Genomic DNA, 16,395 nt, shown 5'->3' with positions numbered 1-16,395 from the left:
TTATTACGCATTTTAATGGGCAAATTAGCAATGAAAGTTATTTTATAATAAAAAAATATAATTTATTTCTTAAAAAACGGCATTTTAAATGCCTTTTTTTATTTTAAAGAAAGAGGTGCAAAATATGAAAAATGTAATACCAAAAAAACTAAAAGACGCCAAATATCGATTTTGACGCAATATAACAATAACAGATGTTTTGATAATTGCTGTTTGAGTTGGATTAACAATTATGTTTATATTTGGTTTTCAATGAAAACTATGAATAAAATTATTATCATCATCAATCATGATTTTAATTAGCTTACCACTAATTATTACAAATAAAAAGACTAATTTAAAAGGATGACAATGCTTATATTATAAAATAAATTTCCTATTTAGTTATAAGAAATATAGTAAAAACAAAACTAGTTTACTGGTGCCATATAATAAAGTTATTGATGATAATTATATTGCAACACACGGAATTTTAAAGGGTACTTTAAAAAAGACTTTAATTGGTGCAATTAAAATAAAGGGATTCGATATCACTTTATTAAGTAGCGAAGAGCAAATATTAAGATTGCGAGATTTGCAAGATGTTTTTAAATTTGCTAATTTTCCAATAACTTTTTTAAAGTTAGAATTACCATTAAATTTTGATGACAACATTAAATATTTACAAAAACAAATTAATAAAACACAAATTCGTTATAAAAACAAAGAAATTAGTTTTAATCAATTTGTAAAAATTACAAAACAAATTAAAAATAATATTGCTTTTTTAAAAAAAGAATTAATTAAAATAAACGATGAAATTAAAACTGAAAAATGTTTTTTTATTTTTGTATATGGAAATAATCAAAAAGATTTAAATGAAAAAATATTATTTTTAGAAGATAAATTATATAAAGGAAAAATTAATTGTAATACTTTATCTAATTACGAAATAACAAAAATCTTAAAATTAATGTGAAATCCGTATGAAAAACCATTAAATAAAACAGATTTTAATAAAAATAAAGATAATTTAGCAAAATTATTGCAATTTAACTACCTAAATATTAAAAAAAATTATTTTATAGCAAATGATTTATATTATTCAATTAATACTATTCAGGACTACCCTTTATTTATTAATGATTTATGAGGGGCATGTTTATTTTCAAATGAGCAAACTATTATTTGAAATATAAATCCTTTAAATTATGATGAAACAAAAAAAGCAATCAACAGTGTCATTCAAACAACCCAAACAAGACAAGTAATGACAAAATTATATGTTAATACAAATGAAAATAACTATGAATTAGAAACATACTATCATTTAATTGATGAGATTAATGGTGGTGGCGAATTATTAAAAAATGTTAATATTTTATTTTTAAATTATGGAACAAATAAAAAAACATTATTACAAGCACAAACACGATTAACAAAAGCATTAAAAGAAATGGATATTAAACTTAATCCATTATGATATCAACAATTTAATGGTTTAAAAGGTTTTATACCCTATAATAATAAGGTCATAATAAAAAAATATGGCCGAGAAATGCCAACAAGTACCTTAGCAGCATCATTTCCATTTATTGATAGTGGCTTATATGATAAACAAGGAATGTACTTAGGAACAAATAATATGGGAAATGTTGTATTGTGAGATCAATTTAAAATTACAAGTAAAAGAACAAACCATAATATGTTTATTCTTGGTTCATCAGGAATGGGAAAAACATATTTGTTAAAAAAATAATAAATTATCATATTCAGATGGGGCGGAAAGTGATTGTTATTGACCCTGAAAGAGAATACCAAGAATTATGCAAATATTATGATGGAAATTGAATTGATGCAGGAGATGCTTCGATAGGAAAAATAAACCCCCTACAAATTTTAGATAATAACTTTATTGATGAATTAGAAAATACCAATTCATCGCCCCTATCCAATCATTTACGATTTTTAGAACAATGATTCAAAACGCTTTATCCTGATTTTAATGGAAGAGAAATTAATTTATTAACAAAATATTTAAAATTATTATATCATCAATTTAATATTACAAATAATAGTAACATTAATAAAATTAATAATAATGATTTTCCAATTATGAATGATTTTTATTATTTATTAGAAAAAGAATATAAGAACAATAAAAATCAACTTTTAAAAGAATTTATGGATTTAATAGCAACTGATTTTTTAAATGATGGAAAATATCAAGCACTTTGAAATGGTTACACAACGATAAAATTCAATAACAACTTTATTGTTTATGATGTTTATAATTTGTTTGATTTAGATGACAAAAAAACAAACGCAGCACAATTAATTTTAATGCTAAATATTATTAAAAAAGAAGTGAAAGAAAATCGTTTTAAAAATGATAATGAAATTGTGATAATTGTTGATGAGGCTCATTTAGCAATTGACAAAGATAATCCAGTTGCTTTAAATTTTATGTATCAAGTGACAAAGCGAATTCGGAAATATAATGGTGCGTTGGTCGTGGCAACACAAAACATCGCTGATTTTGTAGAAAATGAAACCGTTTTAAAGAAAACTACAGCAATTATTAATAATAGTCAATATTCTTTTATTATGGGGTTAAAACCTAACGATTTAGAAAAAGTTATTAATTTATATAAAAGTTATGGCGGATTAACATCAGCAGAACAAGATTATATTGCTCGTAGCGTAAAAGGACAAGGGCTATTTTTTGTTTCTGGATTTGAAAGATATCGTATTGAAATTCAAGCAAACAAAAAAGAAAAAGCAGGGTTTGGAAAAAAAGATAATTAAAAAAACAAGTAAATTTACTTGTTTTTTTAATTTTTATGAAGAATTTTATTAAATTTTTGCTTTTTTAGCAAAAAATAAAAAAGGAGGATAAAAATGTTAAAAACAAATTTAGGAAAATTAATAAATGGTGACGCATTAACTTTTATTAAAAGTTTAGAAAATGATAGCATTGATTTAATTTTAACTGATCCACCCTATTTATATAATTTACCAAAAAGAAAAAACGAGCAAATAAATAAAAATAATATATCAAAAAGTATAAATAAATATATTAATGCTATCTATGATAATAATTTGCATAATTCATTTGATATAAATACTTATTTAGATGAGTTTTATCGAATTTCAAAAACTAAATTTATGTTAATTTGAATGAATAGATGACAAATTAAAGATTATTTAGATTGAGTTTATAAAAATAATATGAATTTTGATTTTTATTTTTGAGAAAAAACAAACCCAATGCCAACTAATAATTTTATTTTGCAAGATAAAGAATATTGTATGATTATTTACTCTAAAAAACACCAAATTCCAAATTATCAAAATAACTATGAAAATAAAAAAACAATATTTAAGAATTCAGTAGGATCAGCTTATAAAATAACAGAACATCCAACAGAAAAACCACTAAATATATTTTACAATTTAATTCAAAAATATAGCAAACAAAATGATTTAATTTTTGATCCTTTTATGGGAAGTGGTACAACTGCGTATGCTTGTGAACAGTTAAATCGAAGATGACTAGGGTGTGAAATAAATAATAATTATTTTGCAATGATACAAAAACGATTAAAGAAAATACAACTTAAATTAAATTTTTAAAAAATGAATAATTTTCAATTAATTAAAAATATAAATTATGTGGCAGTTTTAATTGCAATGATGGTTGTATTATCGCAAACTATGCGAATCCAAATTATTCCAAGAACATCAATTCCATTATTTTTAATCCCCATTTTTATAAGCGGATTTATTTTAAATTGATATTGGTGTTTCTTAATTGGAATTATGGGGCATTTTCTATCAGATTTAACATTATGAGGTTTTACTGTGGGATCATTATGTTGAAATATTGGGACAGGTTTATTAGCAGTTTTAATTAAACTAATTAATTGAATAAAAATAAATCATAGTATTAAAATTATTCTTATTTTATTATCAAACATAATTATTTATCTTCCGATTGATTTTATGCTTTTTTGATTAAATATTGATGTTTTAAATATAGAACAAATAATTATCGGAATATTAATTACGAACACAATATGTTTACCAATTTTTTATTTTATAACATTAAAAATTAAAAAAAGATTAAAAATAATTTTATAGAGAAAGGAACTATCAAAATGAAAAAAACAGAAAAATATATAAGTTATCAAGTTATGACAAATAATTTAATTTTAACAAAACCTTATTATGATATTAAAGGTAATAAATGAATTGAGTTAAGGATAAAAAATTTATTGTATCCTTATGCAAGTATTAATATAAATAGCAAATATTTTAAATTACAATATAACAATGATTATTGTTTTATTACAATTTTTAAAAATCAAAACTTTTATATTAAAAATAAAGTTGGAAAAATTGAGGGTGAGATTAATTGAGAAAAAATCCACCCCTTTTTTATTAGAAATGGATAAGCAAGTTTTAATTAAAAAAGCAGAACAAAAACAAATATACCAAGAAAATTTAAAATATTTTAATAGTAATAAATTTCCAAAAAAAGATGATTAATTAGACAAAATGAAAATGAAATTTTTGAAATATTTTGGCAAAGCCAAAATGTATGATGAGCAAGCATTTTGGCTTTCTAAATTTAATAAATTTTAAAAGGTAAAAATTTCCAAAAAAGGGAGGATAAAAAGATGAAAAAAGAAAATAAATTTAGGTCATCACCACCAATTGCAACTTTTAAAAAATATAGTAGTAAAAATGTTAATAAACTAATAAGACATAATTTTAGAATTGGAATACCTGAAAATATTAATCCTGAGTTTACAAAATATAATTTTTATTATGTTGGTAATACAAAAGTAAAAATAAGCAATGACAAAGGTTTTGAGTTAACAAATAATAAAAGATTTGAATTATTAAAAAATATAGAAGAAGATTGAAATAAGCAACAACAAAAATATAGTGAAGCACAAAAATCAACTTTTAAAGAGTTTTGTAATAAACATAATACTTATATAGAAATTGTTTTGCCAGCAACAAGACAAGAATGATTTGAAAAAATGGGAATATGTCAATTTACAGATATTTAAGTATGAGATAAAAAAACAGATACGCGTAAAATGGGACAATTAATTCCTGAAAGTATAAATTATCATAAATTAAATGAATGAGCTAATATTGAAATAAATTTTATGAAACAATGAATGAAAAATAATCTTAAAACAGATATAGGATATTTGTATTCAGCAGTTCACATGGATGAAACAACACCCCATATTCATTTTGGTTTTATTCCAATTAGTAAAGTTTTTTCAAAAAAACTTAATAAAGAAAGATACATAATTAGTAATAATCGTATTTTTGGCGGTAAAAAACAACTACAAAAATTCAATAATTATCATGCTAATTATTTAACAAAAGCAGGTTATGAAATAGAGCCTGGCGAAATTGGTGGTAAAGGTAGTTATAATGCAATGAATTTTCGACAAGTTAAACAATTTGAACGAAATAAATTAGAAAATGAAATTAATAATCTATTTGATGAATACAAGTCTAGCAAAGACAATATTAAAGAATTTAGCAAAATTAAAATTATTAGTGATGATTATGATGGTTTAATTTATGAAATTAAACAATATTTAAAATATGAAAATAATTTTACAGATTATGAAATAAACCAGTTAACTAAATATTTAGATTTAGCAGAAAAAATGAAATACTACAAAATTATAACTACTGTTGCTAACCCAAAAATAGCAGATTTTAAAAATATGAGTTTAATTGAAGAAGAATTTAATGAAATGGTTTTTAAAATCAATCCAATTATGCAAAAAGGTTATGATTTGGTGAGCAGTATAGAAAGAGAGTTATAAAAATATGTGAAATAAAATCAAAAAGAAAAAAATAAGTTTATTAATTGGTTTATGTTTTGTTCCAATTATTTTTATTTTTTATTTAACATTATTTGGAATAGGTTATTCAATTTTTATTAATTGAAAAAAAATTACAATATTTATCAATGAAATTAAGCAATTTCAAATATTATCATGATGAAATTATATAATTAAAAGTAAATACGGATTATTAATAACAGTTGGATTAAGTTTAGCGTTTTATTGCTGATTTTTTTATTTTGTTTTATTTAGTAAAGTGAAGAATAAAGAAACTGCAATTAAAACAACCAATAAAATAGATTTTGGTGATAGTAAATGATTAAGTATAAAAGAAATTGATGATATTAGTGAAAAAGTAAATATCAAAGATAATTATAAAAATACAGGCTTTGTTTTTAATTGTAATAAAAACAAAAAAGATTTATTGTTTAACTTAAAAAATAATATTCATAGTGTTATTGTTGGTTCAACAGCAAGCGGAAAAACACAAGGCATAGTATTACCAACAATTTATTTAAATGGAAAATCAACCACTAAACCAACTATGATTATAACCGACCCCAAGGGTGAATTGTATAATTTAACCAGTGGTTATTTAGCAGAAAATGGTTATAAAATAAAAGTTATTGATTTTCGTAATTTAGAAAAAGGAAATACTTGAAATCCATTAAAACTAATTTATGATGACTTTATTAAAATGATAATGACAAATAAGGAAAAAGAAAAAATAAAGTGAAAAATAAAGTATCAAGATAAAATTAGATCACTTAGTCGTATGTTAATTAACAAAAATCCCGAAGATGAATTTTGGAATGAATCAACAAGTATGATTATTCAAGGAATTATTTTAGCAATATTAGAAGATTATGAAGATAAAATAAACAAAAATAATTTGATAACAGAAATCGAGGAAACTTTAAACCAAGAATCATTTTCCAATAAAAAATTTAATATGGCATCAGTGGCAGCAATTGCTAGTTTTAAAAAAGATTTAGTTGAATGACTAAATAATCGAAAAAATACCAGCATTGCCAAAATAACCGCAAGTCAGGCTTTGGTTGATAGTAAAGAAAATCGAACACTAGATGCTATTTTAATGACTGTTGCAAAAAGTTTAGAAATATTTAACAATGATTTTATTCGTAATTTAACATCCCAAAATGATATTAATTACAATGATTTTATCGAATATCCAACAGTTTTATACATCATATTTAGTGACGAAAATGATAATTACTATAAATTAATAGCAATATTAATTAGTCAAATTTATCAATTTTTAACAAATAAAGCAAGTGAAATAATCGAACAAAAACTAGAAAAACCAGTATATTTTATTTTAGATGAATTTGCTAATTTAACAAAAATAAACAACATTGAAAAATGAGTTAGTATTTCGCGCAGCAGAAACATATTTTTTCAATTTATTTTACAAGATATCAACCAATTAAAATTAAATTATGGTGATACAATAGCAAAAATTATTTTAAATAACTGTGGGATGCATATTTTCTTACATACCAATGATTTAAAAACAATAAAATATTATAGTGAATTATTTGGAACAAAAACAATCGAACAAATTAGTATTAATGAAAATAAAAGCAATATTAGTGTTTCGAAAAATTTAAAAAGTCACCCCTTAATGTTAACTAGTGAGTTAGCAAATTTAAAACAAGGACAAGGAATTGTTAAAATAGCACGCTATAACCCAATGAAAATAACTTTAAAACTATGAAAAGATTTAAAGTTAGTAGAAAAAACAAACATATTTCAATTAAAAGAAATTAATTATATAAATTTTAATAAAGAATATTTTTATGATATTAAAAATAACAAAAAAGAAATAAAAGAAAATGAAATTAATGAATTTGTCAATTTAACAACAACAGAAATTAAGACAAATATTAATAATTTAAAAATGCAATTAAGAGAGTATGAAAATACAAATTACAAATCTATTCAAAATAAAACAATAATAAATTTACTTTTACAAAAAATCAAAAACCTTGAAATAGAATTAATCAAAAGACAAGAAACCAATAATTATTCTGAAAAGGAATAATTATTTTTTATAAATAGTAAGATTTCACAAAGTGGTCAAGCTGGAACACTTAAAAATAAACGAAGTGGGAGGATATCTGTAAGGTTAATCAACTAATTAAATTAGTACTACATGGGGCAGAAGCGTAGTCGTAAGTGATTAACTAAACCACACCTAAGGGAAACTCTACCTAAATGAGAAAAAGTTAATAAAGTTATCTAACAAATAACTAGTGAAATTAAAAGAAAAGAAAAAGAATAAGAAGGTTAATTAATTTCTCTCTTTCTATCGATAAAAATAATGTAATAAAACTGCTGACAAATTATTTTAAGCAGTATAAAATTTTACTATCATGCAATGATGATTTAAAAAGAATATAAGTATATGTTAAATATTTTCAATACTATTAATTTTAGAGAAAAAGTAAATATTGATGTTAATGAAACAGGAAAAAGATTAATATTAGAAGAATGAGAAAAAATTGATCAAGAATTACGAGAAAAAATTGTAATGGCCAAAATGGCTATATTATGTAGGGTAAAAGACCTTTTACAGAAAAAACAGAGTATGGTCATATTACCTTTTTTAGAACATTATTTCGTTTTTTTAAATAAAGATACTAATAAATATCAATTTGTTTTCTTATTTGACAAGAAAGTCGGAAGAAAAAAAACGAAGTAGAATTAGTATTTTTATTAAAATAGCAATTTTAAAATTAATGGATAGTACTAAAAGACAAAGAGATATTATGGATATATACCCAAAATTAAATATATCAAAGATGACAATCACAAACATTAATAAGGAAATTGATTTTGCTAAATTATTTAAAGAACAATTAAAAACAAAAACTGAAAAAATAATTGTTCAAACACCATATTTGTATGCTGGGGTTGACGATTCATTTAGTAATTTAACAAAATATAAAAAAATAGAAAAAATATGTTTAGAACAGCATATTTTCATACTGGGTATGATGAAATAAAAAGCACTAAAAATAAAAATGTTCTAAAAGATAAAAAATTTTTATTATTATGAAATCATTAAAAAATTTGCCAATGAAATTGGTGCAATTTTTATTTTAGATTATTTTCATTTAATGAAAGAATTAAAAACAATATTTCCTTATCGAATAAGAAAACTTACTAAAAATTTAACCGATAATGAAAAAATAAGAAAACAAATTTATTGAGATATGAATAAATTATTTAAAAATGGCGATCCTGATGAAGCAATAAAATATTTAAAAAAATTAATTACAAGAAAAAATATTAAAGAATATCCATTTTTAAAAGATAAAAAGGATAAAATCAAAGATTTCATTAAATATATCAAAAATAATTCTGAGGGTATTAAAGTTTATAAAGAGAATTGATATATGGGGTTTTGTACCGAACCACAAATTTCGCATAATGTAAAATGATTTAAAAAATATGGTGCTAAATCATATAGTGAAAAAGTTTTTAAAAATAGGATTGCAATGAAAATGACGAATGATATACATTGCCTTATGCAGTTGAACCAATTTTAGAATTTTTAAGACCAAATTCAAATATATTGTGTCCTTTTGACACTGAAGATAGTGAATATGTAAAAGTATTAACAAATGCAGGACATAAAGTAATTTACAGACATATTTAAAGAAGGATTTGATTTCTTTAATCTTTCAAAAGAGGATTTATTATATTATTCGATTATATGATTTCAAATCCTCCATATAGTTTAAGAAAACAAGTTTTTGATAAATTAGAGGAATTAGCCAAACGCTTCGCAATGCTGCTTCCATTTGGTCTTAATTGCATTAAAACCCATAAGAGAAAAATTACAAGATAAGCAATTGTTAATTTTTGATAAAAGAATTAAATTTAAATCAGAAGAAGGCATGATTTGTAAAAACCCTCCAAGTAAAACTGCATATATTTGCAAAAGTATATTGCCCAAGCAAATTATCTTTAAAGAATTGAAATATACTTAATTTTTTATTGCAAAAAAATAAATATGTATTTGCTGATGATATAATTAAAAAGTAATTTTAATAAATTTTTAAGTAGAAAAGAGGTAAATTTTAATGAGTATAAAGTTGATTTGTCCTATTAGAGGGCCATTAAATATTAATGAAAAATCTAAAGATGGTTTATCTTTTACTGAAGAAAGACAGAGAATAGAATTGGTTAGATTTTTATTAACTAAAGGTTATACAAAGGATCTTTTCGAATTTGAATATAAAATTAAATTTGGTTCATCCAAAAGATATTTAATAGCTGATTTAATAATTTGAGAAAATGATCTAAAACAAAATATTAATATTGTTTGTGAAGTAAAAAGAGATAGCAAACATAAAATTGATGCTTATGATTACCAATTAGAACCTGCAATTAAATTAACTAATTCGAAATATGGAATTTATTTTGATAATGCTGATAATTTTTTAATTTATAGCGGCACTAAGTATTCTTTAAATAAATTACCTAGTTACGGATTTGAGTTTAATGCTAAAAATATTTCTATTAATGATTTAAGAACAATTACAAATATTGATTATATTTATAATAAATTAGACCAATTAACTCACAATAACGGAATAAGTAAGGAAAAGCGATATGAAGGAATATTTCAAATTTTATTATCTAAGTATTATGATGAAAAGTATAATGAATTTAATTTAAAATTTTTAATTAATAATAATACATTTTCAGAGTTTAAAAATCTTTATGATCAGTCTTTAAAATACTACAATATTAATTCTCAGATAAAATTAAAAAAAGAAATTGTTTTACCAGAAAATATAGTTATTTCTATTATTGCGTTTTTAGAGGAATATTCTTTTATTAAATCTGACATGGGGATTATTCAATCTTTTTTTATGAAATTTGGTGCTAATTTTTTAAAAAAAGATCTTGCGCAATATTATACTCCTATACCAATAGTTAAGTTTATATCTTCTCTGTTAAAGGTTACAAATAGTGATAGAATTATTGATCCTGCTGGTGGTAGTGCTGACTTTTTAGTGGGAATATTAGAAAAATATAAAAATAGTAAGATAAAAAACTTAATCAAGGAAAACCTTCATTATTGAGATATCAGTGAAGATGCACTTAAAATTGCATTTATAAATATGGTGTTACATGGTGACGGAAGAACAAACATAGAACAGTTGGATTCTATTGAAAAATGAAATTATAAAAATGAACAATTTGATTTCGTAATAACTAATCCGCCATTTGGATCAAAAACAAAATGAGAAAAAGATCCAAAAATCATGAAGAATTATAAACTTGCTTCTGAAAAAGGAAATCAACAATTAGGAATATTATTTTTAGAAAGATCAATAAATTTATTAAAGGAAAATGGAATATTAGTTATTATATTACCTTCAGGTTATTTAAATAATTATTCTTTAAAATATATTAGAGAATTTTGTATTAATTATAGAATTATTGCTGATATTTCTCTTCCTGAAGGTTCATTTAAGGGAGCTGAAACAGGTGTTAAAACAGATATTTTAATAATAAAAAAACAAAAAATAAATGATAATTATAGAATTTTTGTTTCAGCTCCTCAAAAATTAGGGTTTGATTTTAAATCAAAGAAATTACCTTCAATATATAAACGTGATATAAAAACCGGAAAATATATTTTAGATGAATATAATAAAGAAATATTAGATTCTGATTTAGAAAATGTTATATTGGAATTTAAAAAATTTGCGTATGACAGTAATTTAATAGAATTTGAACAAGAGAATATTAATATAAAATATAATTTTCTTTTAAAATCAGAATTAGTTAATGATCCAATGCTAACTTTAAAGCCAGAATTATATTTAAATTCTTATAGAGATCATATGAGGAAGATTGGAAAGAATACAGTTTCTTTACGAGAATTAAAAAATTCTGGTTATTGCAATATTGAAATTCAAAAGAACGAAACAATTAAATTAGTCGAAGGAAAAATGTATAGTTATATTGATATTTCCGAGGCTAAAAAAGGTGATTATTCATTAGATAATAAATTACATCATTGAGAAATAAAAAATATTGGTAGAGCATCTCAAGCTGCAGAAACAAACGATATATTTTTAAGTTATTTATTAGGAAGTAAAGATAAATTCTTTTTGATGTTAGAAAAAAATACTGATAATATAGTTGTCACAAATGGAATGTACAGAATAATAATAAGTGATGAACTTGTAAGGTTATCATTTTATAAGTTCTTATTCACTAATTCATTTTCACTTCAATTTAATGCATTATCAACTGGACATATCCAAACAAACATTTCATTAAATAAAGTATGAGAATTTAGATTTAAATTATTAGAAAAAAATGAAATATTGAAAGTTAAAGAAATGATAGAAATTCATAAAAAATACAAACAAATATACTCAGATATTTTAGATTAACAAATAAATCTCTTCTAAAAAACCAAACCTCTTTAAAAATAAAGAGGTTTTTTATACTTAACTTATTGGTTCTCACCAAATGTCAAAGGAGAAACAAATATGACAGAAGAAATTAAAACAAATATTAATAATTTAAAAATGCACTTAAAACAGTATGAAAATACAAATTACAAATCTATTCAAAATAAAACAATAATAAATTTACTTTTACAAAAAATCAAAAACTGGATAGGTTAAGATAAATTGGACAACAATAATGTAGAGTAAATATTTATAATTAAATTACAATGGAGGTGTAATTATGGCAAAGAATCATTATACCGATGAATTTAAGCAACAAATTGTTGGTCTTTACAAAATGGGTCAAACTCCTGAACAATTAGCCAATGATTACCAAATTGGTAAATCTACTGTTTGGAAATGAGCTCACCAATTTAGTAACTCGGACTCATTTAAAGCTAAAGACAATAGAACGCCAGAAGAAAACGAATTAATTCAATTACGTAAAAAAGTTAAACAATTAGAAATGGAAAATGACATTTTAAAGCAAGCAACACTGATAATCGGCAAAAAATAGCAATCATTAAAAATAACAAAGCAAAATATCCAATTATTAATTTATGTAAAACATTGAAATTGGCTAGATCAACATATTACTATCAATTAAAAGCAAATAATCCCAAGAATAATCAAAACATTGATAATGCTGTTATCAGTATTTTTCTAAAAAGTCGTAAAAATTATGGAACAAGAAAAATTAAAATCATGCTAGCTCAGCAAAATATTATATTATCTCGTGTAAAGATTAGTAAAATAATGAGAAAATATAACTTAATTTCAAATTATACAAAAATCAAATACAAACATTCAAATACAAGCAATGTTACATATAAATATAATAATTTATTAAATCAAGAATTTAATAATTATAAACTACATGAAGTTGTTGTCAGTGATTTAACATATGTTTTTATTAATAATAAATGATATTATGTTTGCTTTCTAATTGATTTATTTAATCGTGAAATTATTAGTTATGATGTTAGTTTACACAAAAATGCAAAATTAGTTAAAAATACCTTTAATAAACTTAACTTTACATTAAATGATATTAAAATATTTCACACTGATCAAGGTAGTGAATTTAACAACAATCTTATTTATAACTTTTTAACTAAAAATAACATTCAAAAGTCTTACAGTAAACCAGGTTGTCCTTATGACAATGCTGTTGCGGAATCAACATACAAAATTTTTAAAACTGAATTTATTAAAAATAATAAATTTAAAAACATTGAGCAGTTTAAATTAAAATTATTTGATTACATTAATTGGTACAATAATATTCGAATTCATAGCAAACTAAATTATTTAACACCAGTAAAATACAGAAATTATTACTCTACATAAAATTTGTCCAAAAAACCCTTGCCATTCCATGATGATTAAAAAGGAATATAAGTATGTTAAATATTTTTAATAGTTTTAAAGATATAAACTTTGTTGAAGAAGTAAATATCGATGTTAATTTAATAGGAAAACAAAAAATGAAAGAAAAATATGAAAAACTTGATCAAGAATTAAGAGAGCAAAACCGTAATGGAAAAAATGATTATATTTTGTGAGGGAAAAAGAATAAAATGATAAAAACTCCCTTTGGCAATATTATAATTAAAGCTTCCAGATTTGGTTATCGTGATAAAAAAGATAATAAATTCAAAACAACAACTTTATTAAATAAAAAAATTGGTTTAAAAAATAATCAAACAATTATTTTAAGTGTTAAAATAGAACTTTGAAAATTAATGGATAGTACTAAAAGACAAAGAGATATTATGGATATGTACCCAAAATTAAATATATCAAAGATGACAATCACAAACATTAATAAGGAAATTGATTTTGCTAAATTATTTAAAGAACAATTAAAAACAAAGACTGAAAAAATAATTGTCCAAACACCATATTTGTATGCTGGGGTTGACGATTCTTTTAGTAATTTAACAAAATATAGAAAAATAGAAAAAAATATGTTTAGAACAGCATATTTTCATACTGGGTATGATGAAATAAAAAGCACTAAAAATAAAAATGTTCTAAAAGATAAAAAAATTTTTATTGTTATGAAATCAGTAAAAAATAAATACTATCTTATTAAAAAATATAAAAAAGAATTTTTACATTTTTTAAATAAAAATTTTAATATTGAAAATTGTAAGTTAACGCTAGCAGGTGATGGAGTAAAATGAATCCCAAAATTTGCGAATGAAATTGGTGCAATTTTTATTTTAGATCAATTTCATTTAATGAAAGAATTAAAAATAATATTTCCTTATCGAAGAAGAAAACTTACTAAAAATTTAACCGATAATGAAAAAATAAGAAAACAAATTTATTGAGATATGAATAAATTATTTAAAAATGGCGATCCTGATGAAGCAATAAAATATTTAAAAAAATTAATTACAAGAAAAAATATTAAAGAATATCCATTTTTAAAAGATAAAAAAGATAAAATCAATGGTTTCATTAAATATATCAAAAATAATTCTGAGGGTATTAAAGTTTATAAAGAAGATTGATATATGGGGTCTTGTACTGAAACACAAATTTCGCATAATGTCAAATGATTAAAAGGATATGGTGCTAAATCATATAGTGAAAAAGTTTTTAAAAATATGATTGCATTGAAAATGGCAAAAGAAAATGGTGTTAATTTAATTGAGTTTTATCTTAATAAATTAAACAAAAAAATGAAGATAAGTATAATCAGCAATTTTTAATAAATAAAAATGTTGTTCACCAAGCACAAGGTTTTGTTTAAAATTTAAATTAAAAATCAATAATTTAAAATAAATTTATTAAATAATTTGCGAATTATTATTTTTTGTATTGTAAATTATTACTTTTATGTTATAGTTAAATTAATTAAAAAAGATAAATTTATCTTTTTCTTAGAAATTTTATTTTAGTAGATAAATAAATATTTATTAGAATAAGGTATCACCAACCGAATAATTTACTCCCTCAACAATTAAATGAAAAATATGGTTATGAATTAACTTTAATTGAAGAATATCTAACAAAAGATAATATCGCTACAGCAAAAGGACATCAAGCAGTAATGGTTCGTGCTAATTGTGATTGTTATGAAGAAAACTTGTTGAAAATGCAGGAATATGGTATTAAGTATTTATTAACAAGAACAGTTGGTTATAACCATATTGATTTAACAAAAGCACATCAATTAGGTTTTAAAATGGTTTATGTTCCAGGTTATTCTCCCAATGCTGTTAGTGAACTAGCAGTTGTGATGGGTAATGCATTATTACGAAATTTATTTTATATGGCAAATAATGAAAACAATACTAATTTTAAAGTTGATGATTTTATGTTTGCAAAAGAAATCCGTAATTCAACAATTGGAATTATTGGAACAGGGCGAATTGGTTTAGAAGCAGCAAAAGCATGGCATGGAATGGGAGCAAAAATCCTTGGGCATGATATTTATCAAAATGATGCAGCAAAAGCAATTTTATCTTATACTGATTTAGATACTTTACTTAAAGAATCTGATTTAATTTCATTACATTGTCCATATATTAAAGATCAAAATCATCATTTAGTTAACAAAGAATTTTTAGCAAAAATGAAACCGGGGTCAGTTTTAATTAATGCAGCGCGAGGACAATTAATGGATAGCGAAGCAGTTTATGAAGCAGTAAAATCAAACCATTTAAAAGGGGTTGGATTAGATGTTTTAGAAAATGAAGGGGATGTTTTCTTCAAAGATTTTAAAGGGGAAAAAACACCAGATGACATTACTAATAAATTATTAACATTATATCCACGAGTAATTGTTACTCCACATATCGGATCATATACAGATGAAGCAGTTAAAAACATGATTGAAACAACCTATGAAAATTTAAAAGAAATTTTAACAACAGGAGAGACAAAAAATAAGATTTAATTTAAAATTCTTATGTAAATTATTTTTTCTTATTTACAACAAATTATTTGATAAAAGACATAATAGTCTTTTTTTCTTTTTTTTAAATATTTATAAGGGTATACTTAATCTA

The 16,395-nt window shown here is 22.4% G+C and carries 17 protein-coding genes; all 17 read left to right on the top strand.

What is annotated here, in order from left to right:
* The first annotated feature begins 124 nt into the window (after positions 1-124).
* Positions 125-1,738 (top strand): hypothetical protein, encoded by a 1,614-nt coding sequence (locus tag ACQH24_RS07045; RefSeq protein ID WP_425379860.1) that lies wholly within the window; start codon positions 125-127, stop codon positions 1,736-1,738.
* Between the two features lie 17 nt (positions 1,739-1,755).
* Positions 1,756-2,787, top strand: a complete 1,032-nt coding sequence (locus ACQH24_RS07040; RefSeq protein ID WP_425379859.1) for a hypothetical protein — start codon at positions 1,756-1,758, stop codon at positions 2,785-2,787.
* 93 nt (positions 2,788-2,880) lie between these two features.
* Entirely contained in the window at positions 2,881-3,615 is a 735-nt protein-coding gene (locus ACQH24_RS07035; RefSeq protein WP_425379858.1) for a DNA-methyltransferase, read from the top strand.
* 39 nt (positions 3,616-3,654) lie between these two features.
* Positions 3,655-4,122 carry a hypothetical protein gene (locus ACQH24_RS07030; protein WP_425379857.1) on the top strand — a complete coding sequence of 156 codons (468 nt, stop codon included), beginning with the start codon at positions 3,655-3,657 and terminating at the stop codon, positions 4,120-4,122.
* 17 nt (positions 4,123-4,139) lie between these two features.
* On the top strand, positions 4,140-4,436 hold the full coding sequence (locus ACQH24_RS07025) for a hypothetical protein (protein ID WP_425379856.1): 297 nt from the start codon (positions 4,140-4,142) through the stop codon (positions 4,434-4,436).
* 225 nt (positions 4,437-4,661) lie between these two features.
* Positions 4,662-5,060, top strand: coding sequence for a hypothetical protein (locus tag ACQH24_RS07020; RefSeq protein ID WP_425379855.1), 399 nt, complete (start codon positions 4,662-4,664; stop codon positions 5,058-5,060).
* Positions 5,061-5,090: 30 nt separating this feature from the next.
* Complete coding sequence (locus tag ACQH24_RS07015) at positions 5,091-5,843, top strand: plasmid recombination protein (protein ID WP_425379854.1); 753 nt, start codon at positions 5,091-5,093, stop codon at positions 5,841-5,843.
* 4 nt (positions 5,844-5,847) lie between these two features.
* Complete coding sequence (locus ACQH24_RS07010) at positions 5,848-7,929, top strand: VirD4-like conjugal transfer protein, CD1115 family (RefSeq protein WP_425379853.1); 2,082 nt, start codon at positions 5,848-5,850, stop codon at positions 7,927-7,929.
* Between the two features lie 363 nt (positions 7,930-8,292).
* A complete protein-coding gene (locus ACQH24_RS07005; protein ID WP_425379852.1) occupies positions 8,293-8,589 on the top strand; it encodes a hypothetical protein in 297 nt (98 codons plus the stop codon).
* Entirely contained in the window at positions 8,555-8,893 is a 339-nt protein-coding gene (locus ACQH24_RS07000; protein ID WP_425379851.1) for a hypothetical protein, read from the top strand. Before ACQH24_RS07005 ends, ACQH24_RS07000 begins: the two co-directional genes overlap by 35 nt.
* A 114-nt stretch (positions 8,894-9,007) precedes the next feature.
* On the top strand, positions 9,008-9,439 hold the full coding sequence (locus ACQH24_RS06995) for a hypothetical protein (protein WP_425379850.1): 432 nt from the start codon (positions 9,008-9,010) through the stop codon (positions 9,437-9,439).
* A gap of 549 nt (positions 9,440-9,988) precedes the next feature.
* Complete coding sequence (locus tag ACQH24_RS06990; RefSeq protein ID WP_425379849.1) at positions 9,989-12,310, top strand: restriction endonuclease subunit M; 2,322 nt, start codon at positions 9,989-9,991, stop codon at positions 12,308-12,310.
* A 99-nt stretch (positions 12,311-12,409) separates the two neighbouring features.
* Positions 12,410-12,547: a hypothetical protein gene (locus tag ACQH24_RS06985; protein ID WP_425379848.1), complete on the top strand. Its 138-nt coding sequence runs from the start codon at positions 12,410-12,412 to the stop codon at positions 12,545-12,547.
* 64 nt (positions 12,548-12,611) lie between these two features.
* Complete coding sequence (locus ACQH24_RS06980) at positions 12,612-12,887, top strand: transposase (RefSeq protein WP_425379385.1); 276 nt, start codon at positions 12,612-12,614, stop codon at positions 12,885-12,887.
* The gene (locus ACQH24_RS06975) at positions 12,830-13,720 is read left to right on the top strand and encodes an IS3 family transposase (RefSeq protein WP_425380681.1); all 891 of its coding nucleotides are present in this window, start codon (positions 12,830-12,832) and stop codon (positions 13,718-13,720) included. Before ACQH24_RS06980 ends, ACQH24_RS06975 begins: the two co-directional genes overlap by 58 nt.
* A gap of 53 nt (positions 13,721-13,773) precedes the next feature.
* Positions 13,774-15,093, top strand: coding sequence for an Mbov_0401 family ICE element transposase-like protein (locus tag ACQH24_RS06970; protein ID WP_425379847.1), 1,320 nt, complete (start codon positions 13,774-13,776; stop codon positions 15,091-15,093).
* A gap of 206 nt (positions 15,094-15,299) precedes the next feature.
* Positions 15,300-16,283: an NAD(P)-dependent oxidoreductase gene (locus ACQH24_RS06965; protein WP_425380709.1), complete on the top strand. Its 984-nt coding sequence runs from the start codon at positions 15,300-15,302 to the stop codon at positions 16,281-16,283.
* Positions 16,284-16,395 lie beyond the last annotated feature (112 nt).

The sequence above is a fragment of the Spiroplasma endosymbiont of Stenodema calcarata genome (assembly GCF_964031205.1).
GTDB lineage: Bacteria > Bacillota_I > Bacilli_A > Mycoplasmatales > Mycoplasmataceae > Spiroplasma.
Note: the sequence above shows the minus strand (reverse complement) of the source record. Positions and strands in the feature narration are given on the sequence as shown.